The organism is Rhodococcus sp. P4_F3_2 (assembly GCF_056401335.1).
This window is the reverse complement of the sequence record NZ_JBFUJN010000010.1, coordinates 95,889-122,076: the sequence shown is the minus strand read 5'-3', so window position 1 is coordinate 122,076 and position 26,188 is coordinate 95,889. Positions and strand designations below refer to the sequence as shown.

The 26,188-nt window shown below is 59.4% G+C and carries 23 protein-coding genes; 18 read left to right on the top strand and 5 right to left on the bottom strand.

Annotation, left to right across the window (positions count from 1 at the left end):
• The first annotated feature begins 246 nt into the window (after positions 1–246).
• The 10 genes from AC1DWA_RS12885 to AC1DWA_RS12840 all read left to right on the top strand — a co-directional run bounded on the left by AC1DWA_RS12885 (position 247) and on the right by AC1DWA_RS12840 (position 13,584).
• Positions 247–987 carry an SDR family NAD(P)-dependent oxidoreductase gene (locus AC1DWA_RS12885; protein WP_095887222.1) on the top strand — a complete coding sequence of 247 codons (741 nt, stop codon included), beginning with the start codon at positions 247–249 and terminating at the stop codon, positions 985–987.
• 86 nt (positions 988–1,073) lie between these two features.
• The gene (locus AC1DWA_RS12880) at positions 1,074–2,243 is read left to right on the top strand and encodes an LLM class flavin-dependent oxidoreductase (RefSeq protein ID WP_095887221.1); all 1,170 of its coding nucleotides are present in this window, start codon (positions 1,074–1,076) and stop codon (positions 2,241–2,243) included.
• A 483-nt stretch (positions 2,244–2,726) separates the two neighbouring features.
• A complete protein-coding gene (locus AC1DWA_RS12875; RefSeq protein WP_095887220.1) occupies positions 2,727–3,200 on the top strand; it encodes a flavin reductase family protein in 474 nt (157 codons plus the stop codon).
• On the top strand, positions 3,200–4,324 hold the full coding sequence (locus AC1DWA_RS12870; protein ID WP_095887219.1) for a 3,4-dihydroxy-2-butanone-4-phosphate synthase: 1,125 nt from the start codon (positions 3,200–3,202) through the stop codon (positions 4,322–4,324). The genes AC1DWA_RS12875 and AC1DWA_RS12870 overlap by 1 nt, the downstream gene beginning before the upstream one ends.
• A gap of 331 nt (positions 4,325–4,655) precedes the next feature.
• Positions 4,656–5,984 carry an MFS transporter gene (locus tag AC1DWA_RS12865; protein ID WP_095887218.1) on the top strand — a complete coding sequence of 443 codons (1,329 nt, stop codon included), beginning with the start codon at positions 4,656–4,658 and terminating at the stop codon, positions 5,982–5,984.
• Positions 5,985–6,212: 228 nt separating this feature from the next.
• The gene (locus tag AC1DWA_RS12860) at positions 6,213–7,736 is read left to right on the top strand and encodes a carboxyl transferase domain-containing protein (RefSeq protein ID WP_095887217.1); all 1,524 of its coding nucleotides are present in this window, start codon (positions 6,213–6,215) and stop codon (positions 7,734–7,736) included.
• A gap of 414 nt (positions 7,737–8,150) precedes the next feature.
• On the top strand, positions 8,151–9,647 hold the full coding sequence (locus tag AC1DWA_RS12855) for an NAD-dependent succinate-semialdehyde dehydrogenase (protein WP_245005845.1): 1,497 nt from the start codon (positions 8,151–8,153) through the stop codon (positions 9,645–9,647).
• A gap of 72 nt (positions 9,648–9,719) precedes the next feature.
• Positions 9,720–11,840 carry an acetate--CoA ligase family protein gene (locus tag AC1DWA_RS12850; RefSeq protein WP_477846392.1) on the top strand — a complete coding sequence of 707 codons (2,121 nt, stop codon included), beginning with the start codon at positions 9,720–9,722 and terminating at the stop codon, positions 11,838–11,840.
• A 200-nt stretch (positions 11,841–12,040) separates the two neighbouring features.
• Positions 12,041–13,168 carry a thiolase C-terminal domain-containing protein gene (locus AC1DWA_RS12845; protein WP_477846391.1) on the top strand — a complete coding sequence of 376 codons (1,128 nt, stop codon included), beginning with the start codon at positions 12,041–12,043 and terminating at the stop codon, positions 13,166–13,168.
• 5 nt (positions 13,169–13,173) lie between these two features.
• Positions 13,174–13,584: a Zn-ribbon domain-containing OB-fold protein gene (locus AC1DWA_RS12840; RefSeq protein ID WP_477846390.1), complete on the top strand. Its 411-nt coding sequence runs from the start codon at positions 13,174–13,176 to the stop codon at positions 13,582–13,584.
• Between the two features lie 86 nt (positions 13,585–13,670).
• Here the strand turns inward: AC1DWA_RS12840 and AC1DWA_RS12835 are convergent, their stop codons facing one another.
• Both AC1DWA_RS12835 and AC1DWA_RS12830 read right to left on the bottom strand, forming a co-directional pair.
• Entirely contained in the window at positions 13,671–13,970 is a 300-nt protein-coding gene (locus tag AC1DWA_RS12835) for a hypothetical protein (RefSeq protein ID WP_477916693.1), read from the bottom strand.
• Positions 13,971–14,052: 82 nt separating this feature from the next.
• The gene (locus tag AC1DWA_RS12830) at positions 14,053–15,414 is read right to left on the bottom strand and encodes a VWA domain-containing protein (protein ID WP_477846389.1); all 1,362 of its coding nucleotides are present in this window, start codon (positions 15,412–15,414) and stop codon (positions 14,053–14,055) included.
• 41 nt (positions 15,415–15,455) lie between these two features.
• Here AC1DWA_RS12830 and AC1DWA_RS12825 point away from each other — a divergent pair, with 41 nt between their 5' ends.
• Positions 15,456–16,127 carry an alpha/beta fold hydrolase gene (locus AC1DWA_RS12825; protein WP_477846388.1) on the top strand — a complete coding sequence of 224 codons (672 nt, stop codon included), beginning with the start codon at positions 15,456–15,458 and terminating at the stop codon, positions 16,125–16,127.
• 14 nt (positions 16,128–16,141) lie between these two features.
• Here AC1DWA_RS12825 and AC1DWA_RS12820 read toward each other — a convergent pair whose 3' ends face one another.
• Positions 16,142–17,041, bottom strand: a complete 900-nt coding sequence (locus tag AC1DWA_RS12820; RefSeq protein ID WP_477846387.1) for an AAA family ATPase — start codon at positions 17,039–17,041, stop codon at positions 16,142–16,144.
• 357 nt (positions 17,042–17,398) lie between these two features.
• On the opposite strand from AC1DWA_RS12820, the gene AC1DWA_RS12815 reads away from it, so the two are divergent.
• From AC1DWA_RS12815 to AC1DWA_RS12805, 3 genes are all read left to right on the top strand, one after another.
• Positions 17,399–18,526 carry an acyl-CoA dehydrogenase family protein gene (locus AC1DWA_RS12815; protein WP_477846386.1) on the top strand — a complete coding sequence of 376 codons (1,128 nt, stop codon included), beginning with the start codon at positions 17,399–17,401 and terminating at the stop codon, positions 18,524–18,526.
• A gap of 17 nt (positions 18,527–18,543) precedes the next feature.
• Entirely contained in the window at positions 18,544–19,806 is a 1,263-nt protein-coding gene (locus AC1DWA_RS12810) for an acyl-CoA dehydrogenase family protein (RefSeq protein ID WP_477846385.1), read from the top strand.
• A 198-nt stretch (positions 19,807–20,004) separates the two neighbouring features.
• Positions 20,005–20,391, top strand: a complete 387-nt coding sequence (locus tag AC1DWA_RS12805) for a nuclear transport factor 2 family protein (RefSeq protein WP_477846384.1) — start codon at positions 20,005–20,007, stop codon at positions 20,389–20,391.
• Positions 20,392–20,475: 84 nt separating this feature from the next.
• Here AC1DWA_RS12805 and AC1DWA_RS12800 read toward each other — a convergent pair whose 3' ends face one another.
• Positions 20,476–20,601 carry a hypothetical protein gene (locus tag AC1DWA_RS12800; RefSeq protein ID WP_477916691.1) on the bottom strand — a complete coding sequence of 42 codons (126 nt, stop codon included), beginning with the start codon at positions 20,599–20,601 and terminating at the stop codon, positions 20,476–20,478.
• Positions 20,602–20,668: 67 nt separating this feature from the next.
• Between AC1DWA_RS12800 and AC1DWA_RS12795 the strand changes: the two genes are divergently transcribed.
• The 3 genes from AC1DWA_RS12795 to AC1DWA_RS12785 all read left to right on the top strand — a co-directional run bounded on the left by AC1DWA_RS12795 (position 20,669) and on the right by AC1DWA_RS12785 (position 23,548).
• The gene (locus tag AC1DWA_RS12795) at positions 20,669–22,144 is read left to right on the top strand and encodes an MFS transporter (RefSeq protein WP_477846383.1); all 1,476 of its coding nucleotides are present in this window, start codon (positions 20,669–20,671) and stop codon (positions 22,142–22,144) included.
• A 398-nt stretch (positions 22,145–22,542) separates the two neighbouring features.
• Positions 22,543–22,968 carry a riboflavin kinase gene (locus AC1DWA_RS12790; protein WP_477916689.1) on the top strand — a complete coding sequence of 142 codons (426 nt, stop codon included), beginning with the start codon at positions 22,543–22,545 and terminating at the stop codon, positions 22,966–22,968.
• Between the two features lie 124 nt (positions 22,969–23,092).
• Positions 23,093–23,548 (top strand): 6,7-dimethyl-8-ribityllumazine synthase, encoded by a 456-nt coding sequence (locus tag AC1DWA_RS12785; protein WP_477846381.1) that lies wholly within the window; start codon positions 23,093–23,095, stop codon positions 23,546–23,548.
• Positions 23,549–23,926: 378 nt separating this feature from the next.
• On the opposite strand, the gene AC1DWA_RS12780 is transcribed toward AC1DWA_RS12785, so the two are convergent.
• The gene (locus AC1DWA_RS12780) at positions 23,927–24,700 is read right to left on the bottom strand and encodes an SDR family oxidoreductase (protein WP_477846380.1); all 774 of its coding nucleotides are present in this window, start codon (positions 24,698–24,700) and stop codon (positions 23,927–23,929) included.
• A gap of 512 nt (positions 24,701–25,212) precedes the next feature.
• Here AC1DWA_RS12780 and AC1DWA_RS12775 point away from each other — a divergent pair.
• On the top strand, positions 25,213–26,166 hold the full coding sequence (locus AC1DWA_RS12775) for an alpha/beta hydrolase (RefSeq protein WP_477846379.1): 954 nt from the start codon (positions 25,213–25,215) through the stop codon (positions 26,164–26,166).
• The last annotated feature ends 22 nt before the right edge of the window (positions 26,167–26,188 follow it).

The window sequence follows — 26,188 nt, the reverse complement described above, 5'->3', positions numbered from 1 at the left end:
GCCAATGGTAAGAAAGCCACCGAGTCTGCCAGTTGCGCTCGCGACAGACCCGGCTTCCCTGCATTGTTCTCGTCGCACAGCCATCGAATTCGACCGTGACGGTACGCACTTCGAGAATTCCGACTTGGCATCTGGTCATTCGGAGAACTCGGGAGCAGGGCCAGCGTGTCGTAACCGTCTTCGGCCGCGCGTTCTGTGCGGCCCACTGCTAACCCCTGCCAGCACAACAGTTACCTCGGAGGGCATATGAACCTAGAACTTGCGGGAAAAACGGTCATCGTGACCGGTGGCGCCCAGGGCATCGGCCTGGCGACTGCGCAACTCTTTGCATCGCGCGGAGCGCAAGTTGTCGTCGCCGATCTGAACGGCGACGCAGCCAAGAGAGCTCTCGAAACCCTTGATTCGCAGGGAGTCTCTCACTTCGCTGTCGATGTCGACGTTTCGTTGTCGGCAAGCGTCGAGAGCATGAAGGAACGAGTTATCGAGTCCGTCGGCAAGGTCGATGTACTGGCCAATGTCGCTGGTATTTACCCGAACTCGTTGATGACGGAGACTTCGGATGATGTTTGGCGGCGCACTCTGGCCGTGAACCTCGATGGCACCTTCTTCATGTGCCGTGCCTGGGCGCCGGTGCTGAGCGAGCAAGAGGGTGCGGCGATTGTCAACGTTATTTCAGGCGCGGCACGCATCCCGTATCCCGGACTCTCTGCGTACTCGGCGAGTAAAGGTGGGGTCATTTCGTTCTCCCGCGTGATCGCGGCTGAACTCGGCCCTTCGGTGCGAGTGAACTGTATCGGCCCAGGTGGAACGCTCGCGGACGGCCAGGTCGATGCCGACTCGGATCCGCAGATGATGGCCTTGGTGCCGATGGGCCGTCTCGGACGTCCCGAGGAGATAGCAGAGGCGATAGTCTTCCTCGGTTCGGATCGCGCACGGTACATCACAGGGCAAATCCTTCATGTCAATGGTGGACGTTCGATGCACTGACATCGCCGCCACTGCCTAGGTTCGAGGCTCCCATGCCTCCATCCTCAGAACCCGTGATCATTCAATTCAAGGATAGGAAAACTCCAATGAAGTTCGGTATCTTCATGTCTCCGTATCATATTCCGGGGAAGAGCCCATCGGTATCGCTCGCGCACGACCTCGACATCATCGAGCACATGGACCGCCTCGGATACGACGAAGTGTGGATCGGTGAACATCACTCCGGTGGGTTCGAGATTGTTTCAGCTCCGGACCTTTTCATTGCGGCGGCAGCGCAGCGCACACGCGACATTCGGTTCGGCACCGGTGTCACCTCGGTCCCGTACCACCAGCCCTTGGTGGCTGCTGGTCGTATCACATTGTTGGACAACCTTACTCGTGGTCGTTTCACCTTTGGTGCGGGGCCAGGAGCGCTCGTGACCGATGCGCACATGATGGGCATTGAACCGAATAACCAGCGCCGCATGATGGAAGAAGGCTTGGACGCGATCACCCGGTTGCTCAGAGGTGAGACCGTCGACATGAAGACCGATTGGTTCACCCTCCAGGGCGCACGTCTGCAGGTCCTGCCGTACAAGGGCCGCGATCTCGAGATCGCAGTTGCTTCGGTCCGCTCACCGTCGGGTGTGAAGCTCGCTGGCCGTTACGGATTCGGCCTTCTGTCGATCGCTGCGACCGATCCGAACGGCGGCTTTTCCTTTGTCGGTGAGACCTGGCGTCTGATGGAGGAACGAGCGAAAGAATCGGGGCAGTCGGTGAGTCGCGACAACTGGCGGGTGATGGCCCCGATTCACCTCGCGGAAACGAAAGAGCAAGCATACGAGGATGTGCGCCACGGCCTGGTGCCGATGTCGAAGTTCGGTGCTACCGGCCCGTTCGCGGGTGAAGCCGTGGACATCGAACAGGTACTCGCTTCGACAACCCACGAGGAAATGGTCGATGGTCTGAACATGAGTGGCATGGGAGTGGTGGGTACACCCGAACAAGCCATTGAACTTGTCAGTCGCCTCGAGAAGCAGTCAGGCGGCTTCGGGACACTGCTGCTTGCCGGGAGCGACTGGGCTAATCAGGCGGCAACAAAGAAGTCGTTGGAACTGTTCGCCCAGTACGTCATTCCCGAATTTCAGGGCACTTCGGCACCGCTCGTATCGTCGTGGGATCGCCTGTACTCGGGTCGCCAAGCATTCGGTGCGGAATTCCGTGCCGCGCAGGACAAAGCAATCGCAGAGGACGCCGCGGAGCGCGCCTCCCGATAGAGGGGGTATCGGTCCGAGAGAACGACAAGATGCCAATTCCGGCCGAAGGCGGAGACGAAGTCCTTCGTCCGCGGTGCCATTCGCACCGGCGGGGACTTTCTCGACGAGTCGGTGCGAACTCGAGTCAGCCGGAGTTGCGATTGCGGTGTTTCGCAACCGGGCGGAAACCGTTGTGAGAGTTATCATCACGATGTTAGTGTGATGCCGCTGGGACCCCTACGAATGTAGGTCACGGTGGTCAGGCCTGCAGGCTTGGACATGATGCGGTCCGGCTCCAAGATCCCCGCTGGTCCGGCTTCAAGGTTCCCTGCCGGTCCGGCTCCGCGGTGTCCAATGCTCATCCGCTCGACTACCAATCGGACGTCGAGCGGGTGAGCGGCTGTGGCCCCAGTGGCGCGTCCAGCTCGCAGGCAGCTACGTGGCCGGCGAGATCCCTGAAATGCTGGAGGTTTTCCCTTGATTATCCCGAACCCTTCCGAACCGATGGCACTACGCGCCATCTATGGCACCTTCCCGAGCGGGGTGACAGCGGTATGTGCCTTGCGTGATGGTTCCCCAGTGGGTTTCGCAGCGAGCTCATTCGTTTCGGTTTCGGTAGACCCGCCTCTGGTGTCGGTGTGCGTGCAGGACACGTCGACGACCTGGCCGCTACTTGTCGACCGCCCACGACTCGGTCTGTCGGTGCTCGGAAGCGACCAAGGCGTCATGTGCCGTCGACTCGCGTCGAAGTCGGCGAACGACCGGTTCGCGGATACGTCCTATACGGTGACCGATGGTGGTGCGGTGCTGCTGCATGGGGCCGTTGCGTGGCTCGAGTGCACCATCCATGAGATCGTACGGGCCGGGGACCACGATGTGGTTCTGCTTCGGGTTGAAGCTATGCAAGACCATCCGGACGTTGCACCGCTGGTCTTCCATGGCAGTGGTTTCCGGACGCTGGCGTCCGAGGCAACCTGATGTCCCTGACACAAGCACTACCTCGGGGCGATTGGTGGCAAGGCCGATCCGCGATTCAATCCGCAGTGTCGGCATTGCAGGCCGGCCGACCGGTACTTGTGGGTGCAGAACCCGGTTCCGGCGGCGGTTACGACATGGTGATGTCCGCTGCGCTTGCGGACACAGCCTGGACAGCCTGGGCGGTCCGGTGGTCGTCGGGCTTTCTATATGCCCCGCTTCCATCGGATCTGGCTGAGGATCTCGACCTGCCGCTGATGGTGCGCAATGGAGACAGCCCACGAACGAGGACGCACACCGTGTCTGTCGATGCTGCCGTTGGGATAACGACGGGCATAAGCGCAATCGACAGGGCTCGGACCGCGCGGGTGCTGGCTGATCCAGGTTCCACGCCCGCCGACCTCACGCGCCCTGGGCACCTCATGCCTGTCGTCGCTTCCGACGGGGGTGTTGTTGTCAGTCCGGGGCGCATCGAAGCTGCGGTGGACCTTTGTCGCTTGGCAGGCCTGCCACCGGTCGCCCTTGCTGGGCAACTTGTACGAGACGACGGAGAAATTGTTCGTGAGGCAGACATAACGGATCTCGGCGACAGTCACGACCACCCGATCGTCGATATCGCTGATCTCGTGACGCACCGCCTGTTTGTCGGTGACGGTGCCCGAGGCCGGGTCACCCGCGCTGTCGGAACGCCATGGCATGCCATCCGCAGCGCCCTCGACGTCGTGGGCTTCGTCGATGAGATCACCGGCGCCGAGCACATTGTGGTGCGCGGTCCGGGTACACCTGTGCGCCCTGTTGTGTCAGTGCATGTGGAGTGCACGATGGGCGGCATCTTCGGGTCGGACTCATGTTTCTGCGGGCGTGAACTTGTCAAGGCTACCGAGCGAATCGCGGTGGACGGAGGTTTACTCGTCTACCTCAGGCGCCCCCATGGTCGCGGCGCTGTGCTACCGGTTGCACACGCTTGGACAGAGGCCGATGATGGTGCGCTCGCGGCTATTCTGCATAGTCTCGGTGCCACGTCCATAAGCCTGCTCGACGGGCCCGCCAGCCCGGATCGGCTTTCGTGGGCCGGTGTCACGTCACAGGATGCTACGCGAGTCGCAGCTGGGAATGACGAATTCTGAGATTTTCTGAACCATGATCGCACTGGTTGGCCGTTGGAATACTTTAACTACGTTGTGAAGCAACGGAACCGAGATTGTACGGGATGACGCACTCCGCAAAACCCGCCGCATCATCACGATGCAAGGTTGTCGAAAATTGTTTCGCAACTACAACATTCACGAGTATGTAGACGTGCTGTTCGAAGTGGTCGAGTATCCGATCGATCGGCATGCACATTTGCGTACCGGTGTGGAGAACACCCTGTCCGGGGCGATTCTGTGAACAGTTTTGCGGCGTACGGCCGAAAGTTGCGAATTACTCCTTCTTACTCCTGAATACGAGGCACCTCCTATGGCTGTTACTGCAACTCCGGCGCAGATCCGGGTCGGGCGTGCGCGCTGGTACCGAATTGGCTTGATGCTGTTCGTGATTTACCTCATCACGTTCGTGGACCAGACCAGTTTTCCGATTGCTACACCGCTTATCTCTACGGACTTGCAGCTCGCCGCGACAGCAACCGGGGTTCTGCTCAGCGCGTTCTTCTGGGGATACATCATCACCCAAATCCCGGGTGGCGTCCTGGCAGCGAGATTCGGACCGAAACGCGTAATGCTTGCGACCCTGGCGATCTGGGGGTTATGCGCCGTTCTCTGCGCCACTATCCCGAATTACGGTGCGCTCATAGCGATTCGTTTCGCCATGGGCCTTGCGGCAGGAGCCTTGTGGTCGACATTTGCCGTGATCGTTGCGAACTGGTATCCGACATGGGAGCGCGGACGGGCAGCCACGTTCACCGTGATCTCGATCCCGCTGGCCGCAGTCATAGCGAGCCTGTCCAGTGGATGGCTGACCCAGGCACTGACCTGGCACTGGGTGTTCATCAGCCTGGGACTGGCTGCATTCGTGATGGCAGCACTGTTCGCGGTTTTCGGAGCTGACTCACCCGACACCGATCGGCGACTCACCGAAGGGGAGCGCAACTACATTCTGGCGGGTAGGCGCTCCGAATCGACGCCAGGATCGTTCGCTCGGGGAGTTTTGCGGCGTCCGATGGCGTGGATACTCGGCGGCACCTTCCTCCTGTGGCAGTCCGCCTTCTACGGCATGGCTTTGTGGCTACCGAGCTTGGTCGCGCAGGCATTTGAAATCAGCGTCGCAACGGTCAGCCTTGTCTCCATCGTGCCTTTCGTAGTTGCCGTTCTTGTGATGCTGCTCAATTCTCTTCTGTCGGACAAGTCTCCGTGGAGTCGGGGATGGAACGCTGCAGTCCCACTGCTGATAGGCGGTGCAGCTCTGCTCGCGGGGGGATACGTCCACGGGGCATTCGGTGTCGAGTTACTTCTTCTCTACATCGCAGTTGCTGGGCTTTATGCCGGGCTCGGTCCCTGGTGGGCTTGGGTCATCGACAACTTCTCGCGAAGTTTGTCCGGCGGCGCCACGGGATTCGTCAACTTCTGCGGCAACCTAGGTCTCATTGTCGGACCGATCTTGGTCACTTCCGGGGGCGTCTCCGCCCAGCCTTCGTCAAGTCTGTCCATACTCGGCGGTTGTGCCCTGATATCGGCCATCGTGATCATCGTGCTGTCGACCAGGCGCAACATCAAACGAACAGCGGACGCGCCGGCGCGGAACGTACTCGCCGAACCTCGAGAGTCGGATCCCTCGGATGCCAACGCGTAGTGGGCAATGAGTGAACCACTGAGGCCGTGACCGAAGGCGCACAACTCTTCGCTCGAACACGTTGCTCAACGACGTGAACAACTAACCGAACCGGACCACAAACGATTGGAGTACACCGATGTGCGAGACGCATACGACCAGTACCCTGCCCGTCATCTGGCAATGCCCTTCTGCTGCTGGCGATCCCACCACGATCAGTGCGAAGCAGTGGCAAATCGAGGTCGGTCGATGACGCGCCGGAGCGCCGCAGAGATGAGGGATCTGGTCATCGATCAGGGATCGTGGCGGTGCTGGGACGAATCTCCGCGTGACGCTGTCGCCGATGACGAGTATTCAGCCGAATTGGGCCGTGCCCGTGCTACAACGGGAATGGACGAGGCCGTCACGACTGGTCAGGCTACCGTGCATGGCAGGTGCGTCGCTCTCGTATTCGGTGAGTTCGGATTCATGGGCGGCTCGATCGGTGTCGCGACGGGGGAGCGGATCGTCGCGGCAATCCGCCGCGCGACCGCCGCGCGACTTCCACTAGTCGCACTGCCGGCCTCGGGTGGCACCCGAATGCAAGAGGGCACAAGTGCTTTCCTTCAGATGATTCGGATTACCGCCGCTGTCAACCAACATAAGGCCGCGCATCTGCCCTATCTGGTGTACTTGCGTCACCCCACTACAGGTGGTGTCTTCGCCTCTTGGGCATCGCTCGGGCATATCACGTTCGCCGAACCTGGAGCGCTACTCGGATTCCTCGGACCCCGCGTGTACGAATCCCTCTACGGTGAGTCCTTTCCGGCGGATGTGCAGGTGGCCGAAAACTTGTTCCGGCATGGACTGGTCGATGCCGTTGTGCCACCGCAAGAGTTGAGTCAGCTCATCGCCCGCGCCTTGTCGATCATCTCGTTGCCGAGCCCTCCTCGGCTTGAACCTGCGGGCGGAGACGACATAGGTGCGCCCGTTTCGGATGAGGATGGTGACGCATGGGCGTCGGTGATTGCGTCGCGATCGACCAAGCGTCCCGGTGTGCGAGAACTACTCGAGCATGCCGCAACGGAGTCATTGGCGCTCAACGGCACCGGCCAAGGCGAGAATGATCCGGCACTGTTGCTAGCCCTAGTTCGCTTCGGTGACGTTTCGTGCGTGCTTCTGGGCCAGGATCGCCGCGGTCAAACAGTGTCGAATCCGTTGGGTCCGGCTGCCTTACGTGAGGCACGCCGGGGTATGAAACTCGCCAAGGAACTCCAGCTACCCTTGGTGTCCGTGATCGACACTTCGGGTGCGGCGCTGAGCAAGGCAGCCGAAGAGGGCGGACTCGCCGGCGAAATCGCCCGCTGTATCTCCGACCTGATTGCCTTGGATGTCCCGACGGTATCGGTATTACTCGGACAAGGTACCGGCGGTGCTGCTGTGGCGCTTCTTCCGGCCGATGCCGTCATTGCCGCACAACATGGATGGTTGTCTCCTCTACCTCCGGAGGGGGCGAGTGCGATTCTGTTCCACGACATCTCCCACGCACCGGAAATGGCAGTGCGCCAACGTATCGACTCCACCGACCTTCGCGCGGTCGGTTTGGTCGATGTGATCGTGCCGGAGTATCCGGATGCGGCTACCGAGCCGGATTTCTTCAGCGTTCGGATGGGCGCCGCGATTGCGGCAGAACTCCGCCGATTGAGCGCCATGGAAGACGGGTTGAGGTGTCAACTCAGGATGGAACGATTCGACACCATGGGAATCCCCAGCGAGAACGCAACACTCACCTGACCCTCATCTGAAGGCTCTGGGGCGCCGGAACATTCGATCTGACCTGCCTGGCGCCACCTGGAGGAATCGGGTGGCGTGCACAGTACGGCGCCGCCGTCTGGGCGAAATCAATTCGACGATCATGAATCTATTGGCAGGGAATTCCCGTTTCTCACCTTGACAGAACCGCACTGTCTTCGATTATTATAAAATCATCAAATTAATTTCGCTGGTTCTGCACCTCGACGAATCCGTAACGCTCAGAGTTTCGCGTTACCAACGGCCGCTGCGAGGATGCACAACTGCATCGGTTCACCGTGGCTGACGCTCACTTTGCGGCCCAGCCGAATTGAAGCCGCAGTTGGCGCCCGCAGTGGGCGAGTTGATCTTTCACGACCACGAAAATCCATCCATCAACTCTCCTAGGGGTCCACTTTGACCGAAGTACATGCCGTCGAATCCGCAATAACTCCCATGGCGACCGAAGTACCTGTGGTCACGTCGATCTTCATCAACGGAAATTGGAGTCCCGCTCGGACGGAGCGAACTTTCACGGTGACCGATCCCTCTAGTGGACGGTCGATCGCTAATGTCGGCGACGCGGGTGTCGAGGAGGTTCGCTCAGCGATCGACGCGGCTCATGATGCCCTGGACTCGTGGAGCGCGCGGACAGCTTACGAACGCTCCGCCATTCTCTATCGTGCGCACAAGCTGATGTTGGAGCGCGCGGACGAATTGGCGACGCTGATGACGACGGAACAGGGTAAACCGCTTCGTGCTGCGAGGACCGAAGTCCAGTATGCCGCAGACTTTCTCATCTGGTTCGCCGAGGAAGCCAAGCGAATCTACGGTCGAACGATCCCGTCGGCGCGACCCGATCAGCGTTTCGTGGTGCAGCACCAGCCCGTAGGCGTGGTTGGCGCGGTAACCCCGTGGAACTATCCGATCTCCATGATCACGCGCAAAGTCGCGCCCGCTCTCGCAGCGGGATGCACGGTCGTACTCAAGCCGGCCGAGGCTACGCCGCTCTGCGCGGTGGAGGTATTTCGGATCCTCGAAGAAGCCGGTGTTCCCCCGGGCGTGATGAATCTTGTGACGACATCCGACCCTCGGATGGTCGGCGAGGAGTTCACGAGCAACGAGAAAGTTGCGAAGGTGACATTCACGGGTTCGACGGCGGTCGGCCGGAAATTGGCTGAGGGCGCCGGTCGTTCGCTGAAGCGCATTTCGCTCGAGCTTGGCGGGCATGCACCGTTCATCGTGTTCAGCGATGCCGATCCGGTGCACGCAGCAAAGGGCGCAGCAGCAATCAAGATGCTCAACACCGGCCAAGCCTGCATCGTTCCCAACCGGTACTTCGTGCATTCGTCCATCGTCGACGAGTTCTGCGAAGTGCTGACGTCCCGGCTTGGCCGGATGAGTGTCGGTCACGGTCTCCAAGAGGGTGTTTCGGTCGGCCCCCTCATCAACGAGGCTGCGGTGGAGCGAATGGAACGGCACGTGTCGGACGCGGTGAACCACGGCGCGAAGGTGCGACTCGGCGGCCACCGTTTGACAGAGGGCGAGTTGGCCGCCGGCAATTTCTACGCGCCGACAGTGCTGTCCGGGGTGACACCCGACATGCTGATCTACCGCGAGGAAACCTTCGGACCGATTGCTCCGGTGATCGCCTTTGACGATGACGACGACGTGATCGCTATGGCTAACGACACCAGCTACGGACTCGCGTCGTACATCTATTCCCGTGACATCAGTCGGGCGATGCGGACGGCAGAGCGTCTGAAGTTCGGCATGGTCGGAGTCAACGACATCAATCCCACTTCGGCGGCAGCTCCCTTCGGCGGGGTCGGCGACAGCGGACTCGGTCGCGAAGGTGCGCAAGAGGGACTTCTCGAGTACCTGGAGACACGACTGCTCGGGATAAGCGTGTAACCAAACGTTTTGTGAAATTAGATGCAACAGAATGCAATTAGGCGATTTGCAGCAGATCAGAAAGGCACAGCGGTGACGCAGACCGATAATTACCTTACGGCCACTACCTCGGCGGACAAGACGCTTCACAGGGTCCTGAAGCCGCGCTCCGTTGCCTTCGTCGGGGTCTCCGAGACCTCGCCGTTCGCCCACAGCGTGCACCGGACGATGCAGGGCGAGGCAGAAGTCCTATTTGTTCATCCAAAACACGACACACTGTTCGGGCAGCCGTGCGTCCCCTCGGTTGCAGACCTCGGGCGCCCTGTTGACGCAGTCTTCAGCGCAGTGGCGGCGGCTCACTCGGTAGGCATCGTTGAGCAGGCCGCAACTATCGGCGCTGGAGGAGTGGTGCTTGTTGCCGGAGGGTTCGCCGAGGCAGGTAAGACCGGTGCCAAGCTTCAACAGCAAATAACGACCATCGCGAACGGTGCGGGGATGCATCTGGTGGGCCCCAACGGAATTGGCATGATCAACGTGCCGGACCAAGTCGACTTGACCGTGCTCGAAGCTTTCGGGCGTCGGCCGGGTGGACTTTCCGCTGTTACACACAGCGGCGCCATGATCGAGGCGATCGCAGCGTCGGCATGCCGCCCGGGCGGCGCCGGCCTGAATCTCCTCATCTCGGCGGGCAATGAGGCCGTCACGGATTTGGCTGACTACCTGGATTTCTTGGTCGACGACGAGCAAACCACGGTGATCGCGCTTGCTCTGGAAAAGATCCGCCGACCAGATGCATTCTTCGCCGCAGCCGCTCGCGCACAGGAAGCGGGCAAACCGATCGTTGCGATCAAGATGGGTAGGTCGGAGCGCGGGCAGCGGATGGCAGCGTCGCACACCGGCAGTCTTGTCGGTGACGCCTGGGTCTACGAAGTGGGCCTACGCCAGGCTGGAATCGAGCTTGCTCACGAGATCGACGAGCTCGTGGATCGAGTCCAGTTTCTCGAACAACTGAACCCGCAGCGTTGGACTGAGGTCCGTGGTCTGGCTGTACTTACGGCCACCGGCGGGTTTGCCCAGCTCGCAAGTGATTTGGCAGAAGACACAGGCGTCGATATCCCGGCGCTCGAGCAACTTCAGCCCTTCATCGACGAGAACATTCCCGGAAAGCCGTTGGCGAATCCGCTGGACGCTACCGGGTTCGTCGGTTCAGTTCCAGGGTTGTGGGAGTCCATTGTCGATCGATATGCCGCCGATCCGGATGTCGACGCGCTGCTCTATACGAGCCAGCATGCGGATTGGGATACGAATGGTCGACAGCGGGCCGAGGAATTCGCCGAGCGCGCGCAGCGTCAGCCGGGCAAACCGTTCCTACTCGCTCCTCTTGCGGGAATCGGGGGCCAGTGGTTGGGGGACCTGCGGAGAGACGGTGTCGCGGTCGGAAACGGGCTGTTGGGATGCCTGCGCGGGTTGCAGACCATGGGCAATTTTGTCAGGTCCCGCAACCAGGGGCCACGTGCGGTATCGGCCACTGATGTTCCTGTACTGCAGATACGAGATGAAGAAGTACTGGAGGTCGCGGAAGGGCGCATGTTGTCCTTCGGTGCCACCATGCGACTGCTTACCGACGCCGGCATCCCGGTTGCGCGCTGGGCCGTTTTCGACGGAGCCGTCGAACCTGTTCCCTTTGCCGGCCCCTACGTCGTGAAGTTGGCTGATGTTGCGCACCGCACAGAACACAATGCGGTGCGGGTGAACGTGGCAGAGAAGGATCTGCAGGCTGTGACAACCGAATTGCGGGAGATCGCGCGCCGCGACGATCTGCCGACAACCGTTGCGGTGCAGGAAATGGTCTCCGGTCACGGCGAGATCTTCATCGGCCTGCAAGGGGCGTCGGAGCTTGGACCATTGACCGTATTCGGTCTCGGTGGAGTGTTCGTGGAGATAATGAAGAAGGTCGGGGGGCGCCTGGCGCCCTTCGATCGCAGGGTTGCTCACGAGCTTGTCGGTGAAGTTGACGACACCGGAATTATGGACGGATTCCGAGGTGCGCCGGCCTGGGACCGCGATCGTCTGGCAGAAATTCTCTGCGCTGCAGGCGATCTAGCCGCACGAGGTCGCGAATCGATCGAATCGCTCGATATCAATCCACTGATCATCACGGCCGACGGCCCAGTCGCCGTCGACGGCCTATGCCTGTTGCAGCGGCCGCAATAATCGCTTCTGGAAACCGGGTTCCATCTGCTCACGGATACAAAACTCGCGGTCGCGTGCCCACTACTTCAGCAGACCTAGCACTGGCACCTGGCGAGTAGGCACGCGGCCGACCTTTGATTTGTCATGAGAGGAAACAACAAGTGATTCAGCGGAATCGGCCAGCGGTGATAGCTGGCATTCACCTCACAGAACAAGGTGACTTGTCCGACCGAGTCCAGTCGGAAGTGTGGTGGGAAGCGGTAGCGGGAGCCTGCGCGGACGCAGGCCTCGAGGTAGGCGATATTGATGGTTTGGTGGGGGAGGCCCCACAGGGTACCGGCATCCGTGCCGCACTTCCCGGCGCTACGCTCGGATACGACACGCTCGGAAAACCGTTGCGATTTCATGCAACCGCAGCAATTGGCGCGGCATCCGCTGCCGCCAACGTGCACCTGGCTGTTTACGCCGTGTCAGCTGGTTTGGCGGATGTAGTGGTGATCGCGACGGCCGCGGCCGGGAAGGCTCCCGGCTTGACAAGTGTGAACCGTGACGAAGCAGTCAAGACCATGGCGAAGCTCAGCGGCCCATACGAGTACGTTTACGGAACGACGCGCGTGTCCGATTATTCGGTGTTGGCGATGCGACATATGCATGAATTCGGCACGACGCCTGAGCAACTCGCAGAGATCGCCGTCGCACAGCGCCAAGGCGCCGTCTTGCATCCGCTTTCCGTGTACGGGTCGCGAGGTGATCTGACAGCCGATGATGTCCTCAACTCGCGGATGATCGCGGATCCGCTGCACCTATTGGATTGCTGTGCGATCAACCAGGGTGGTGGTGCGATCGTGGTGACGAGTCTGGACCGTGCTCGCGACTTGAAGCATCGTCCAGTGCAGTTGATGGGCTACGGAGAAGGTCACAGTCACATCGATCCCAATGCCAGTCCGGATTTGGCCACCTTTCCCGCGGCGAAGTTGGCTGCCGACACGGCATTCGAAATGGCGGGCGTTGCGCGTACCGATATCGATGTTGCCGGGATTGCCGATCACTTCACGATCAACGTTGTGTTCGGCCTGGAGTCGGCAGGGTTTTGCGCTGTCGGTGAGGGCGGCACGTTCGCGGAATCTGGAGCACTGCGCTTGGACGGCTCATTGCCTACCAACACCGCGGGTGGCTTCCTGTCGTTCAGCCATGCGGGCTCCTGCAGTCTGTTTACCTTGATCGAGCTCGTCGAACAGCTCCGCGGCGACGCGGGAGGGCGCCAAGTGCAGAGTGCCGAGCTGGCGTATCTCAGCGGAGTCGGCGGCGCAATGCAGAACAATTTCTCCGCAATCTTAGGAAGGGCGTAGCGGCGATGAACACTTATGACAAGTTCCTACCCGACGATATCCCGGCCTGGCAGACACCCTTCTGGCAGTCACTCAGGTCGAACAAGGTTGCGGTGCAACGGTGTGAGGCGTGCGGTACCTACCGCTACGTGCCCAAAGAGCTATGCCCGTCATGCCAGTCCGTCGCGGCGGTCTGGGCGCCGGTAGTTGGCGAAGGCACCATCTATACGTACTCGGTGATCCGTCGTGGGCCCACCGAAGCGTTTCAAGCCGATGTGCCATATGTGATCGTTCACGTCGAGATGGCTGAAGGATTCCGCATGGTGGGCGGCTTGCTCGGTGTCGACCCAGAGGAAGTCAAGATCGGCGCCTCGGTCCGGGTGCGCTACGTCCACGCTACCGATGATTGGACGCTGCTGGCGTTCGAACCTGCCTGATTCGGTCTTACCCTTGCCATGTTCTCTTCCCCCCTCACATGGGGAGGAAGAGGACATGGCAAGTCGTTTCGGATAGGGCTGGGACGCTACGGAGACTCGATGTGCGCGACGATGCCTCGTCYGTCGTCGCGAGTCCACCCCTTCTTGGTTGCGTAGTCCATCATTGCAGCCCAACGTCGTTCCCAATCCGGCGTCGAGTCGGTGCAGCGTGATCGTAGTGCTTCGGCATCGAGAACCACGTTGTTCTCTTCGCCCATGCGACCAAGCCCTGAGTTGCGTAGTGCGGTGTCGACAGCGGTGCGGTCGGAGTCGGATTCTACGTGCATGCGGTTGAGGTCGTCGCTCTCGTGAACTGTGACCTCTAGGTCTGAGATACGAATGATCATGTTGAACTCCTTTGTAATGGCGCCCTGTGTTGTCGTCGGGCGCCGATCTGTAAATTGCCGGAATTGTTGTGTAGTAAGAAGTTCAAGCGAGCTGGTCGACAAAGGCGCCCAGTTGTTTGATGTTTCGGCACTCGAAGACTCCGCTGCAATGCTCACGGTATTGGCCGATGATTGAATCACCGGTATCCCACATGGTCTTTGATTCCGGGTTGAGCCAGAATACATCGGCCGCCCGGCGACGTATGTCACCGACGATGCCCGTACGGGCAGCGTGATAGTTAGTCCGCGCGTCGCCCAGTATCAGCACGATAGAGCGCGAATTGATCTGATCCCCGAACCGTTGCCAGAACGTGTCGAGTGCGTTGCCGTAGTCACTGTGACCGTTGAGCCAAACGCCCAGTCCTTCTTCGTTTATTCGCTGGGTCGCACTCGAGATCGTGTCCGACTCCGCGAGGATCGAGGTTACTTCATCGAGTCCGTCCGTGAAGACGAAGCTTCGCACCCGACTGAACTCGGAGCGGAGGGCGTAGGTCAGTTGAAGTGCGAAGGCCGCGAACGTAGCGACTGAGCCGGAAATATCAGCGAGCACGTACAACTCGGGCTTGGCGAGTCGGGGGCAGCGAAATACGGGTTCGATCGGTGTCCCGCCAACCGACATCGACCGCCGGACGGTTCGCCGGATGTCCAGCGCGCCGCTGCGGCGACCGTGGCGCGCTAGCCGATCGGTGAGTTTTCTACTCATCGGAGTGATCACCGGTTGTAGCTCTTCGATGAGCTTGCTCGATGCGGTGAGGAACTCGACGTCCTCAGGCAGTGGCCGACGCAGAGTCTTGGCGATGGCGTCGGCACCTCGGTCGGCAACGAGGAAGTTGCGAATCTCCGCCTCGATTTCCTGCTCGAAGGTTGTCACTCTTTGTTGGAATGTGTCGCGGCGTAGCCGATTCAGCAACCGATCATCGATGTTTGCGCAGTCGCGCGCGATCAACTCGGCCAGCAGGCGATTCGGGTCGACCGCCCGAAGGGTTCGGAACACGTAGTATGTACCGGCAACTGCACGTCCGGGTTGGATGCCCGCATGCCGACTGATCATCTCTGCAGCAATCAACCGTAGGAGCAGTGTCGGCTGTGCCTCACGCTCGAGTGCGCCGAGTAGAAGTTGTCGGAGTTCCGCTTCCTCGACGTCCTCGAGCGGTGTACTTTTAGTGGCAGATTCGTTGGAGACTCCCGCGTGGCGCACGCCGAAGTAAATATCGAAGACCGCCGAAAACGCGGACTCGTGCGCGTTGTTCTTGACGAGAACGCTTGCGAGCGCGAACTTTACAGCTGTCCGGTTCGCTAAATCGATGTGCCGTAGTACGCGCACCGCGTCGATGTGTTCGGACACAGAAACGGGTAGGCCAATGTTGCGCAACTCCCAGACCAGTCCTTCGACTGCCGTAATCATGAGATGCTCACTACCGCATAGGTTTCGGCTACGCTGATTCTATGCCTCATGAACCGGTTTTGATGGTCCACGGTGTCGGATCGTCCTTCGATCACAACTGGCGGGCCACTGGCTGGGTCGACATCTTGGAAGGGGAGGGCCGCGACGTCATTGGTGTCACGCTGCCCGGGCACGGAGTTGACTCTGTTTCGCCGTCGGAAGATCCGGCGGATGCTGTACTGCGAGGCTGTCCATCCGGTGGCAAACAGGTTGACGCGGTGGGCTTCTCGGCCGGCGGACATGCACTGCTCAGAGCTGCTGCGCGGTGTCCTGCCGCGTTCCGGAGAATCGCTGTTCTGGGCGTCGGCGGTCCGACTGAAGGCGACAACGGCGCGCAACTCGGGGACATCGTAGATGGCCTCGAGGCAGACGAGGAGCCCTCGTCGGGGACCGCCCGGACTATTCGCCGACTTGCTGTGGGCGTGGGCAATGACCGCTTCGCCGTGGCGCGCTTTCTGCGCGCGGAACGTCCGCCACTGAGTGTCGAAGAGTTGGCCGAGATTAGATTGCCGGCGCTTGTTGTACTGGGCGAGAATGACTTTGCGGGGACTGCTGCAGGTCTGGTTGGTGCTCTGCCGGCCGCAACATTGGTGACGCTGCCTAGAACTGATCATTTCGCTACACCGACGAATTTTCACGCCATCGAAACGGTGGTGCGTTTTCTTGCAGAGTGAGCTGTGCGGGCGGTTCATCGAGGTGTCTCGGCGAGTTCTTTCGCCGCCAGCACGATGTCGGCCTGATTCTTCAGTAGCACAGGCAGAGTGTCGACGAGGATATCCGCGTTGACCTGGTCGACGTTGAGTATCGTCAAAGTGCGGGCCCAGTCGAGCGTCTCGGAAATTGATGGTTTCTTCGAGAGATTCATTGAGCGCAATGAACGGACCACCTCGGAGACGGCGTCAGCGAGCTCTAGCGAGATCCCCGGTACCCGAGCGGCGATGATATCTCTTTCTCGCTCAGCACTCGGGTAGTCGATGTTCAAGTACAGACAGCGTCGTTTGAGGGCGTCGGACAGATCGCGACTGTTGTTGGACGTCAGAAAGACCGCGGGGATCCGTGTTGCAGTGACCGTGCCCAGTTCGGGTATCGATACCTGGTAATCGGATAGCAGCTCGAGTAGAAGTGCCTCTGTCTGAACGTCGATGCGATCGACCTCGTCGATAAGCAAGACGACTGAATCGGTGCTTCTGATGGCTTCGAGTAGTGGTCGCGTCAGTAGGAATCGTTCGTCGAACAGGTTTCGCTCGGATTCGATGGGGATCGACTCCGATTCCTGCTGACCGTGGGATTGGAGGTGCAGTAGCTGTTTGCGATAGTCCCACTCGTAGAGAGCCTTGGACTCGTCAAGACCTTCATAGCACTGGAGTCGAATCAGTCGTGAATTAGTTGCCAGGGCAATAGATTTGGCTAGTTCTGTTTTGCCGGTTCCGGCTGGTCCTTCGACGAGAACCGGTTTTTGCAGCCGGTAGCCGAGATGAACGGCTTGTGCAATCCGAGGATCGGCGAGGTATCCGACAGTGCGCAGAGCATCGCTCACCTGTTCGGCGCTGTCGAACGCGTTGTCGGTATCAACCTCGGGTGCCTTCATTACTGACCTTTCAGTCCGCAGCTTTCTCCAATAATTCAGGAAGTATCAAACTATGGGGCTCACGATCTCGGGTCAAGTGGCAGTTTTTGGGTCTTGACGGCAGTAGGCGCCCTCCATATATTGATGATATTCGAACATTCGATGCATCGTGTCGAGAGTGCTCGAATCGGTGTCACTTCACACGCCGCGCTCGATAAACCCCTGACAGTGCGGCTGAGCTACTGGCCTAGGTCCCACAGCGGAGACGAAGAGAATTCTGTCGCAACAGTTTTCAGGGGCTTTAGCGGCGGCAAGTGACAGGCGCTCGATGGCCGTACCGGCGAAGCCCGGACGGGTAGGCATTTAGGAGGAGACTCGGTGGAGTTCGAACTAACCCCGGATCAGGAACTGTTCCGCGGGACGACCAAGGACTTTCTGGAAAAGGAATCATCGCTGGAGAAGGTTCGTGAGCTGGCCGAAAACGGCAAAGGCTTCGATCGTGACTGGTGGCAGCGAGGTGCCAACCTCGGCTGGATGTCGATGTTGGTGAGCGAGAAGTCCGGCGGCGACAGCATTTCGGGGGCTGGGTTGCTGGACATGGCGATCGTCGCGGAAGAGATGGGTCGACTGGTATCACCCGGACCGCTTGTTGTGGCGAACGTGGTGGCCGCCGCTCTGTCGGAATCAAGCAACGCGCCCGCGCACATGAAAACAATTGAACAACTTATGGCGGGGGACGCGGTCGCTACGTATGCCATGTGTGAGATCGACCGAGGCTGGGATCCCGCTGGTACTCAGCTGGTAGCCAGCTCGGACGGCGACGAAGTCGTGTTGACCGGCGTCAAAGATCGGGTCGAGTCTGCCGAGCAATCGGAGTACATGCTCGTGACTGCGCGCCGCGACGACGGGCTTGCCCAATATCTCGTGCCTGCTGACCTGCCGGGATTGACGATCACCCCTTTGATGGGTATCGATCTTGTTCGCCGGTACTCGCAGGTTAGCTTCGATGGTGTGCGGATCCCCAGTTCGGCACTGGTCTTTTCGGGTGGCGAGACCGAGCAGGCGATCGAGCGACAGTTGCAAATCGCGATTGTGCTTCAGTGTGCTGAACTCGTTGGGGTCATCGGCCGCGTGCTCGAGGACACCCTCCAGTGGATGTTCGATCGATATTCGTTCGGTCGCCCGCTCGCCTCATACCAGGCGCTCAAGCATCGTGTCGCCGATATGAAGATGTGGCTCGAAGCTTCGCAGGGTACTACTACCGCCGCAGCGCGCGCGGTACAGAACCGATCACCTGAGGCCGCTGAATTGGTGAGCATCGCGAAGTCCTACATCGGACAGGTCGCAACCGACATCATTCAGGATTGCGTCCAACTGCATGGCGGAATCGGAATCACCTGGGAACACGACATCCACCTATACCTGCGCCGCGCGACGGTGAATCGGGTCAGCTGGGGCACACCATCCGAGCATCGTGAGCGTCTCGCCACGATCATCGGCGTATGACACAAAGGGGAGTCATTATGGGATCACCGACAGAGATTGACGCTATCGAGGACGTCGAGTCCTTCCGGGCGCGAGCCAAGAAGTGGATTGCAGCTAACCTACCTCCGGCAAAGCCGGTGACCGGCGAAGAACCTGAGAGCGAAGACTACGACGAAGCTGCGTGGGAACGCGCCAGTGAACTGCAGAAGTTGTTGTACAGCGGCGGGTTTGCAGGTTTGTGCTATCCGAAGGAATATGACGGTCAAGGTCTGACGCCTGCGCACCAGAATGCCTTCAACGAAGAGGTTGTCGGCTACGAGATGCCGCAGTTGCTCAACTCGCCGACGTTTAGCATTTGTGGACCGACCATCCTCGATATGGGTACGGAAGAGCAGAAGAAGACGCACTTGTCGGCGATGATCCGCGGAGAGGAAGCGCTGGTGCAGTTTCTCTCCGAACCCAGTTGTGGATCCGACCTCGCCGGGGTGGTCACCCGCGCCACTCGCGATGGTGATGTCTTTATTCTCAACGGCTCGAAGATCTGGAGTTCGTGGGCCTATTCCGCGGATTACGCACTTTGCCTCGCGCGTACCGACTGGGATGCACCTAAGCATCGAGGCTTGACGATGTTCCTCCTCAAGGTGAAGCAACCTGGTGTCGAGATTCGTCGCATCAGGCAGGTGAACGGAAATGAGGAGTTCTGTCAGGAATTCTTCGACAACGTCGAGGTTCCTGTCGAGAACGTTGTCGGCGAGATCAACGGCGGTTGGGAAGTGGCATCGCGTCAGATGTTCCATGAGCGCAACTCCGTAGGCGGTGGCTCTCAGTACGTCAGCGGAAAGCTGATGGGGCCGAAGCGGCGCTCGCCAACCGAGGGAATGATCGATATCGCTCGCAGAACTGGTCGGTCGGAGGACCGTCACGTGCGGGAGCTGATCGCAGAATCACATGCGCTGGGCAAGGTGCAGCAGCATCTGGTCGAACGTGTTGTTGGAGGCATGCGAACAGAGAACCTGCCGGGGTCGTCCGCTTCGATCATTCGTTTGTTCCACGGTATGGGGCACCTTCGCGAAACCGAGATCGCACTCGAGATCGGTGGCTCGCACGGGATCGTTTCCCCGGTGGGCACAATCGGTGACCGCGCGATCGGCGAAACGTTCATCACGCGACAGGCAGCCTGTATGGGTGGCGGCACCACCGAGATCGCCCGCAATATCATCGCGGAGCGAGTACTCGGGATGCCGCGTGAGTACTCGGCCGACCGGGACCTTCCGTACAAGGATGTCCGTCGCGGTCGCTGAGGCGTCGACAGCTCGAGTATTTCAGGAGCTCGGTCGAGGAATCGGCATGATCATCGCCCGTACTTGTCGGCAAACTTCTGTAAAGCGTTAGTCCCCAGTGGATCTGACAACTTTCCATCGACATTGGGCAGTAGTTTCCCAGAGCGACTCTGTTCAGACGGACATAGTCGGCACATCTTTTGACCATGAGGAGTGAACATGAGCAATCAAACCATCGACCTGAAAGCAGACGCCGAGAAGTTCATCGATGCCTACAACAGTGGAGATCTCAGCCGCCTCGAAGCAGTGTTCGGTGAGGATGCCGCGCTGACTCACCACAATCGCGGGGGGACGTTGGCGGGACGGTCGGCGATCATGGCGATGTTCGAAGCGTCGGGGCAGATGATGCCGGGCAAGACCTTCGTTGACCGCCAATCACTGGACATCCTCGGTCCCGACCGAGTCGTTGTCCGCCACACCTGGACAGTCACCCCGACTGTGGACGTTCCAGGTATGGCTGCTGCGGGCGAAAAAATCAGCCTCGATCTTGCCACATTTCTGACCTTCCGTGATGGTGTGGTCGTCGAGTACCACGACTTCGGATAATCGGTCCAGTGCAGGACCCGGGGTGCGGCGCCCCGGGAACTGCACCGCACTCCTTCGAAAAGAGCGGTGCTCAGTACACGAATTCTATTGCTGCACAGAAATTGTCAGCGGTGCATCGAGGTAATCTTTCGTGGAGGCGACGTTGAACATTTCAATCGTCGGGATCACGCGATTACCCGCCTGGACCGGCGCTTCACCAGGCTCATTCACAGTCTTTCCCTGATGGCAGATGCTCGGGGCTTTTCGTGGCCCGAACAGGAAAAGGAAAAAGCGAAAAATGGATGGATCAACAGCGCGGACTACGCCGGTGGGGTCTCGTCGGAAACCTTACTCGCTGGTTCTGACGGCTATGGTCGCCGCGGAGTCGACCGGAGCCTTCGAGGCAGGCATGCTCATCGCGGTCGTACCGAAACTGATCGCAGACTTCGATGTCACTACGGCCGACATCGGATGGGCTTTTACGGGATTCTATTTGATGGTCGGAGCGTCCGCCGCGATTGGAGGCAGGCTCGGTGATCTCTTCGGCCGTAAGAAGGTGCTGATTATCGTCTTGCTGCTGTCGATCATCGGCTCGGTCGTCAGCGTGGTCGTGGGAACATTCGGTGCGGTCGTTGTCGGGCGCACACTTCAAGGAGTATCTGGCGCGGTGCTTCCACTTGTCCTCGGTATAGCACGCGAGGCTGTGCTGACTAGGCGTGTCCCAGTGACTCTTTCGGTCGTTGCAGGTGTTCAGACTTTGGCCGGCGCAGCTGGCTTCTACGTCTCTGGTCTACTGATCGAGCACGTCGGTTGGCAAGCGATCTTCATCGTGGCGGCGGCCCTCGCTGCTTTCGCTGCCCTGATGTGCGCCGTCGGTATCGAACGATCTCCCGTCACCCGAGTAGTTGGAGAAAGAATCGACTTCGTCGGCGGTGCGCTCTTTGTTCCTGCTCTTGCCCTGATTCTCTATGGCGCTACGTCTTCACAGACAAAAGGGTGGGGGGACTTGACTGTGCTCGGCAGCATCGGACTTGGAGTTGTCGTCGGAATCATTTGGGTCCTATGGGAATTGCGAGTGAAGAACCCTCTGCTGAACCTTCGTCTCCTTGCCAAGCCGCAGTACGCACTGGCGCTAGGTATCTTCGCGTTCGTGACATTCGGAGCGTTGGGTGGAATGCAATTGCTGCAACCGATTTTGTTTCAGGGCCCCACAGCCGCGCCTGTGGGACTCGGGCTCACGCCTTCTCAGTTCGGCCAAATAGCGCTGGTGCTTTCCATCGTGGGGTTCCTGTTCACCCCGCTTTCCGGCCGGCTCGCCAGGACATCGGGAGCAAAGTCGCCCATCGGAATTGGAATTGGGATCCAACTCGTGACACTGCCGGGCTTCTATTTCCTGCGAGAAGCCCTGCCTGTGATGGTCGTGCTGTTGATACTCGGCGGCATCGGAATCACTTTCATCTTGTCGGCGATTCCCAACTTACTCGCAGAATTTCTCCCCCAGGAAAACATGGGCGAAGGAATGGGCGTCATCGTTGTCATCGGGGCGATTTGCAAGAGTGTGGGTATCTCGGCGTTTGCAGTCGTGTTGTCAAGCTCTGTCGTGCCAGGCACGCAATTTCCACAACTCAGCGCCTACGGCATTGCGATCGGTCTTGCGGTCACTGGAATCGTCGTCGCAATGATCCTCACCTTCCTGATACCTCGCCGAACACCCGTCCAATGCAATGACGGTGCAAAGGACGGCGTCGGGGCCACTGTCCTGACGCACGAATAATCCGAATCTCGTTGCTCAGCAGCGGTTATCAGAAACGTGTGAATCAGTTGAGTGGTCACCAGGGACCTCTGCCTCGGCTCTTCCACTTACGCTGAGAATCAAGTGTGCAGCCCGAGATATCACGCGCGTGCGTGGCAGTCGCCAAAAGTTCAAAGGTCGACGGTTATAAGAAAGTGGCGCCTCTGTGCCGGAAAAACGAAGATCCTTCGCCCTACTTCGTGCACAGTATGGCCACCAGTCGTGGCCGCCCCACTCGTCTATCCATATTCACTAGTTCCGGAGGAATCGAAATGGCAACCGAATCTGCGACGCGTTCGAAGTCTCGCGCCCACCGAAATGCCGAGTCACCCGTAACATCGCTCGTACGTGACCTCCCTCGCCGAAGTGACATCTTTTACGTGACCAAGGATTTGGTCACGTCGTGCTCTGCGCACGGCGTTGTGATCCGTGGTGACCAGCGAGGCCGTCAACTGGGGTTTCCTACTGCCAACGTACCGGTGGACGATCAGCAAGATGTACCCGCGGATGGCGTTTACGCTGGTTGGCTGCGTCGGATGGATACACGGGACATCTACCCTGCTGCAATCAGCGTGGGAACCAATCCGACATTCGAGGGCATACGTGATCGGCGTATCGAGAGCTACGTGCTGGACCGCACCGATCTCGAACTGTACGGCGTTCCGGTCGAGGTTGCCTTTGTTGCACATGTGCGTGATGTGAAGTCTTTCGACTCGATAGAWGACCTGATAGTGCAAATGGGCTGCGATGTCGAGATGATACGCAAGATTCTGGTCGATGCCGACGATGTCGGCCAAGACGCGTGATCACAACTGGAGGATCGTCGATACACCGAAGATGAAACCGCAGTCAAGGATTCGAAATGTCCGGAAGGCTACGTGAATTCCACCCTGCCGTAGTGCCATGCCATGAATACGAGAGAGAGTCATCATGAAAAGCAGTCAAGGTCGGATCGCCCTTATTCAGGCCGCATGGCACCACAACATCGTCGACCGTGCGCGCAAAGGTTTTCTGGACGAGGTGACGACATTGGGTTACAGCGAGGAGAATGTGGAGTGCTTCGAGGTGCCTGGAGCGTTCGAGATCCCTTTGCATGCCCAGAGGTTGGCCGGTAGCGGTCGATACGACGCAGTGGTGGCTGCCGCCTTGGTGGTCGACGGTGGCATTTACCGGCACGAATTCGTTTCGGCTGCGGTCATCGATGGGCTCATGAGGGTTCAACTCGATACTGGTGTACCAGTGTTTTCAATCGTATTGACGCCACACCATTTTCATGAGCACGCGGACCATATCACTTACTTCACAAAGCATTTCGAGAGGAAGGGCGCAGAGGCAGCCAAAGCCTGCACTGCCACGTTGGCGACCTTGTGTACTCTTCCGGACTGAAGAACTGCGAGAAACGCCGCTGGCGAACGGGCGGTGGGCGTTCGTGAACAGACCGTCGATCGGCTGAGTTTCCGTTTCTCTGTCGGTCGTTTCGACGTTCCGGGGTCACGGCCGTTGACGAAGGACGCTCGACTGGGAGTACCCAGCCGAGCGTCGGGGCGCAGTGATGAATCCGGCCGTCGGAGCAAACTCCACAGAACGCGTCGTCATATAGCAATAGTTACTCGACGTTCGAAGTATCCGTTGCCGGCGGTGGGGTTCACAGAGAATTGCGAGAGATACAAGGGTCGGGGGCAATACTGCATCGGCTCGGACTGTTCGAGCGATTCCACAAAGTAGGGGCCGTGTGTGGTTCGCCGTCGAAGGCGGGGTGCGTAGTCACTGTTTGCCGGAGAAGATTGCATCTCCCCGGACGGTGGCATCGGCACCGCCGTCGAGGAAGATGACTTGTCCGGTGACATGTGAGTTTTCTTCGCTGGCAAGCCAAGCCACCAGACTTGCTGGGACGTGAGCATCGGCAGGACCGTTCAGGGGCATTGGAACCATGTCGAGAAGTGATTGACGACTGTCGGCATTCTCCAAAATCGAGAACGTCATCGGTGTTCGAATGATACCGGGCGCAACACCATTGAGGGGAATGCCGTTCCCTGCCCATCGAGCTGTGATCGACTCGCGCCGAAGCCATTGGGAAAGAGCGCGTTTCGAGGAGGGGTAGAGTAGATCAGTCCGTCCTGCTGCGGTGATTCGTTCGGTTTCAACCGCCGCTTTGTGCTCGTCTCCTTCGAGGTAGGCGGCGAGAAGTCGGTCGTCGACTTCGTTGAGGGCCGCGAATGAAGTCACAGCCACCGCTCGCGGTGCGCGCGAGTCGGCGAGAAGTGGCTGTAGTCCGTTCAGAGTAGCCACTGCGCCGAAGTAGTTGACGTCGGGAGGTCCACCGGCGATCGCAAGGATGGCGTCCAGGCCATCTGGGGCGAGATCGGCTACCAAACCCGGCAGTGCGCTGCGGTCGTCGGCGACCGACAAGTCGACGTTTATGTCGGCGTCACGAAGGTCGATGCCGATGATCCGGTGTCCTGAATCAGCGAGAAGATCAGCGGTTGCTTTCCCGATCCCGGATCCTGCACCGGTGATCGCGTAGGTCCTGCTGGGCATGTGTGTTGCTCCGTTCTATGGACTGAGTGATGGGCGGTAGGTGGTAATTGTCGGGCTGTGTGTTTTCCCTTTGGAGATAGGCGATAACTCGGTGGGGCGTAAACGGTTTAGATGCGTTTTGTGCCGGGCCAGGTCAGGGTATGTGAAGTTGAACGACAATCCAGAGGACTGCTGTCCCTCGTCGCTGTCAATTTGGTGAGAAGAATGCCGACGAGATGTGTTGCATCCGGTCCGTGGGGCCAGCGGCGGTCTTGATGTTCACTCGTCCGCCTGCGTGTGATCGGCAAGGCCGTGCACCACCGGCGACGGTCGGGTAGCGATCGATTCTCTTTCACGTATAACCGGTACGGGCGTTATTCCGGTTTTGCCCACTACTGCCTCCTCGGCTCTCGGCGGCACGACGTCAAACCTACAGTTGTCCGTTAGCGAAAACAATCGTACAGTTGTTCGTTAGTTCCTCCCGCGCGACTCGGAGGCCAGTTGAATCCTGAAGAGGGCGGAAGATGGCACCGATGGACATGATCGATCCGGAGCTTGCTGCGGTAGTCGCGGCCATGGCAGAGGAAATGATGGCCCATGGCATCCCGGCGCTTCCTGCGCGAGGCGATGCACTCGCCCTTCGAGCGTTGCTTGATCTCGGCATGGCAGAGGTTCCTTCGCCTCCGTCGGCCGGTGTGGTCGCACGTTCGTATTTCGTCTCAGTCTCGGATGGGAAGCAGATTGAATTACGCTGGTACTCAACTGATTCTGGCATACCGGCCACGGGTCCTGCGGTCGTATACCTGCACGGCGGCGGGATGATCGGCGGCAAAGTCGACTATTACGACGGGCTTGTACGCCATTACGTACAGGTATCGACAGTCCCAATGCTGCTTGTGGACTACCGGGTCGCTCCTGAACAAACAGGAACCGGATTGGCAGAGGACGGGTTTGCTGGTCTGCGTTGGCTTCTCGCGCATGCAGATGACTTAGGGGTGGACTGTACTCGCGTGGCCGTCATGGGTGACAGTGGTGGTGGTGGCATCGCCGCTGGAACTGCGATCCTCGCGCGTGATCGAGGAGTGTCACTGGCGAAACAGATCCTCATCTACCCGATGCTCGACGACCGCACGACCGATCCGGATCCAAGATTGGAAGATATGGTCGCGTGGACATATGACAACAATTGGACCTGCTGGAAAGCAGTGTTGGGCGACGCTTTCGGAGGCGATACGGTCTCGCCGGTTGTAGTGCCGGCGCGGCTGGAGGATTTAACCGGGCTTCCTTCGGCCTACATCGAAGTCGCCGAAATCGACATCCTCAGGGACGAGGGCATCGCCTACGCTCAAAGTCTTCACAAGGCAGGTGTCTCTTGCGAACTGCACGTTATACCTGGAGTTCTACACGGCTACGACCGTATGAGTTTCGCCATCGGGGTGTCTTCGCGAACTCTCGCAGATCGATGCAGAGTTATCGCCAGCTTGTGAGGTCGAGACGGAGATCTCGGGA